Below are 4,060 nucleotides of genomic sequence, written 5' to 3' on the forward strand. Positions count from 1 at the left end.
TTTTCAGACTTAAATTGGGATCGCGGCCAATTTCGGCAATCAGAGCTTTCAGTTCGGGATAATTAGTGACATCTCGTTCATAATATTGAGATTGGAATTGGTATGTTTTTATATTAATACCCTTTGATTCCAATACATTTACCACCAATGGAGTCATTTTTGCTCCTTGGGAGAGAAGGTGTCCGATAATCGAAAAAGGATCTTTTCCTGGATTGGTTTTTTCACTTCCAATTTCATAAGATAGGGCCATTTCTGCGGCAATATCAATAGGTAATTTTTTAGTGTGCAGGTTTTCCGTTTGCAGATTGTTGCTAAATGCTTTCTGGCTTTCATCAAAACGATATTCGCCAAGCTTTATACTGATGTGCAGGGGAGTATCGCCATCTTGTATGCGAAATAGGTTTTCCTGGGTGCATAATGATACATATATGGCTGATTTTCTATTGATTTCATTGTGCAAATTGTCTGTTAATTCATGCTGATCTTCTAATGATTCAGCGATGTACTCAGAAAATTCCTGTTTAATTCCCGCGATATCCTCTTGCCCGTAGCCACTGACCAAATAAGTGCGAAACTCAGGGATGGACAATAATACGGTTCTCAACTTCATTGTGCGTTCGTTTAAAGCCTGAGTAATTAGGTTTATTTCTGCGACATCTTTGGCCTTATTTCTATCCAGATGTAATGCCAGAGAAGCCTCAAGGAGCTGATTCGGTATCATCATGCATTTCAGGAATCGTTTCCATTTGTAGCGATTAAATTCACTGTCATTTTTCAAGCCAGCAAAAGCTGCTCGCTCTTCTTCTGAAATGAATGCTTTTTCGTCATTATAGTGCACCATGAACCGTTTATGAGTTGGCCAATAATGATTCGCCGAATTCTGTAGGTCTGGAAAATTGATTAAATCAGTCGCAGTAATATTAAATGCTTTTTCGCCATAGGCCCAATTAGACACCCTCATATCCAGAAAAGACATGATGCTGTCGCTTAACATCAAATCATGATCAATGTTAAAAAAAACAATATGAGGCTTATTGTCTTTGATTACGGTGTATATCCCTAAATTTCCTTTATGTAAATCATCTTCTTCCAAGGTGTATTTGCCGGCAAAGGTGCTGGCTAGTGATTCCATATCAATTGTTAAAGCCCCTTTGTTTTTTTCCGCCATTAAATGAGCAAAAAAACCGTGAGGGAGTTTATTAAGAAACTGATAGGGAATATCATCTGAATTCGTTACGGTAACGTCATTAAATTCGTATGTATTTGTTGCCGTTACATAGTGAATTTTTTTAAACGGAGCGGTGTGAATATCTATTTGTTGAGTAATCGACAAATTAATATTATGACTGGCTACCCCTGCAATCTGGTTTTGTTCATTGCGTACTAAATGATACTTTGGTGTGGAATGAGGCAGCATAAAAAGACGTGCTAGTTCACTGAATGCCACTTCCTTAACCGATGAATCAGGATTGTTTTTTTTATTTTCTTTAAAAAAAATAGAAATGCTTGCTTCATCGTCATCCCTATATTCTACCTGATGAACTACATGCCCTGTATTGGTGTTTCCTGAATGGGCAGTAAATCCCTTAATATTTTTTAATAAATAAGGTTTGGGCATCTCTTTTTTATCACTTTGATGGAAGATTTGGCTTTTCTCCCTTAAGGGTAGCACAAGAAGCTTAAGGAACTATTAGATCTCATATAAGACAGGGCTTGATTTTTGCAGAGGATAATTTTGACGTATTATCAGGAGCGCCGATTGTGAATTACGCTGAATCAACCTGGCTCGTTCGCTTAAGAACATAAAGCATGACATCCAACGGCTGTTCATTTTGTAAACGGGCTGGTACTTGCTCTTGTTTTATTATGTCGAATTGAAATTGATTGGCGAGAGTTTTAATGTAATTTGGACTATGGGAGAAACGAGCGCTGCTTTGTAACATCCATGGTTCTTTATCGCTGATTTCCGTGGTAAAAATAAAATAACTGCCCTGATGTGTCTGGTCGCTGATGGCTTGGAACAGATCGCCAAGATCGCCAAAATAAGGCAATACATCTGCAGCAACAATTAAATCAAAGGGGTGTTTATTCTTGTGTAAAAAATCAATGGCTTCAGAATGCATCAGAGTATCGTAGATGCCTTTTTCTTTAGCATGAGCCAGCATTTTCTCTGCTATATCGATGCCTGTTAACTGTTTGCTGATTTCACGAAGTACTATCCCTGACAGACCCGTGCCGCAACCTATATCAAGAGTTCTATTTACCTGGATAAGTTCCAGTTGATGCAGAGTACGTCCAATCTGTTGCGGAATGGAATAATTTAATTGTCCTCTCATGTGCTGTTCATAATACAGGGCATAATTATTAAATAAATTTTTTGCATAGTCTGGTGTGGTGGTGGCATCTGTAGTGCCGGATAATGCGTTAAGCATATGCTGGCTGATTTTATCCTGAGGATTTATTGCTAATGCTCGTTGCAGGTATTCACGCGATGTTTCCCTCATATCCATTTTTAAGTATAAGGCCGCCATATTGTTCAAAGTAGGACAGTGGTCCGGTTGTAAATTCAGTATTTGCTCAAAAAATAGGGTCGCTTCATTCAAGTGACCTAAGGCCATTTGCGCTACTCCAGAATTATACAGATATTCAATATTCTCCGGTTCTTTTTTAAGCAGGACATCATAATGCATCAATGCATTTTCAAATCGGTCATGATGCATGAATGTAGCGGCTAAATTGTTACGGGCGTCTATGTCTTCATTGTTCAGTGCCAATGCTTTAGTAAAGTAATCTATTGCTAGTTGGTTTTGCTCCTTTTTAAGAGCAATGACGCCAAGATTGACCAGGGTTTGTACTTGTTCTCCGTCTCGTTCCAGAACGTTGTGAAAGGCATGTTCCGCCTCAGCAAGCATGTTGTCTTCCAGATATAAAACACCCAGATAAAAATGTGCCTCTGTATGATCCGGATTTAGGGAAATCACATTGTTAAACTGGGTTTTTGCTGCATTCAACTGATTGTTTTGTAGCAGCAACAGACCCAGATTAAAATGGGCTGCGCTAAAATCGGGTTCTGCATTGACTGCTTTTCCATAGTGAATCAATGCGCTCTGGTAGTTATTTTGTAGTGCATACACCGTTGCCAGATTATTATGAGCCTGGGCGTAGTCTGGTTTTAATTGGATTGCCTGGAGATAGTATTGAATGGCTTTGTCCAGCTGATTGGACTTTTTATAAGCATTGGCCAGATTATTTAGCAGAGCAGGATCTTCTGGATTTATTGCTACGGCTTGTAATAGATAAAGAAGAGCATTATCTAGATCTCCCAATTGTGCATAAGTTAAGCCTAAAAAATGCAAGGTATCCAGGTGTCTGGGGGCATGCGATAGTATCTGTTCATAGAGACTGATTGCCTGTGGCAGTTGGCCTTCATAGTGAAGTTTATAAGCCTGGGCAAATAAATGGTCTATTTCAGTAGTCATTTTAAACTGGAAATTAATTCGCGTAATTGGTTTAAGGCTTTTGCGCGATGGCTGATGGTATTTTTAATAGTAGCAGGTAAATCTGCTGCTGTGCATCGATATTCCTGAATATAAAAAACAGGATCGTAACCAAAACCGCCTGAACCTGATGCATGAGTGTGGATAGTGCCGTGAAACATTCCTGTGCTAATGACTGGTGTCGGATCGGTTGCATGCTGCACTAATGCGATAGCACAATAAAAATAGGCCTGTCGTTGTTCTCCATGTAAATGGGGCATCTTTGCTAATAAGAGTTCAATGTTTTCTTGATCGCTTGCTTCAATTCCTGCATAACGCGCGGAAAAAATACCAGGTTCACCATTTAAGGCAGGTACCACTAGTCCAGAGTCATCTGCCAGAGCTGGTTTATTGGCAATGGAACTGGCATGTCGTGCTTTAAGTATGGCATTTTCTATAAAACTTAATCCTGTTTCATCGGCGCTGGGAATATCTAATGCACTTTGGGAAATGCAATGGATGGGGGAGAGTAATTCGTTTAATTCGTTTATTTTTCCGCTGTTACTTGTTGCAAGAATAATTTC

The 4,060-nt window shown here is 39.2% G+C and carries 3 protein-coding genes; all 3 read right to left on the reverse strand.

The features are described from left to right. Nucleotides 1-1,618: hypothetical protein (locus Q0495_RS05800; protein ID WP_298624038.1), on the reverse strand; the 1,618-nt coding region annotated here is incomplete at its 3' end. Between the two features lie 148 nt (nt 1,619-1,766). Further along, the gene (locus Q0495_RS05805) at nt 1,767-3,479 is read right to left on the reverse strand and encodes a tetratricopeptide repeat protein (protein WP_298624040.1); all 1,713 of its coding nucleotides are present in this window, start codon (nt 3,477-3,479) and stop codon (nt 1,767-1,769) included. Then, the coding region (gene rdgB / locus Q0495_RS05810; RefSeq protein ID WP_298624042.1) for an RdgB/HAM1 family non-canonical purine NTP pyrophosphatase at nt 3,476-4,060 on the reverse strand (585 nt) is incomplete at its 5' end. The genes rdgB and Q0495_RS05805, both read right to left, overlap by 4 nt.

The sequence above is a fragment of the uncultured Legionella sp. genome (genome assembly GCF_937871865.1).
GTDB lineage: Bacteria > Pseudomonadota > Gammaproteobacteria > Legionellales > Legionellaceae > Legionella.

What these genes read in the sequence shown, in the direction of transcription:
- Q0495_RS05805 (WP_298624040.1), bottom strand. Translation starts at nt 3,479, where the DNA reads ATGACTACTGAAATAGACCATTTATTTGCCCAGGCTTATAAACTTCAC.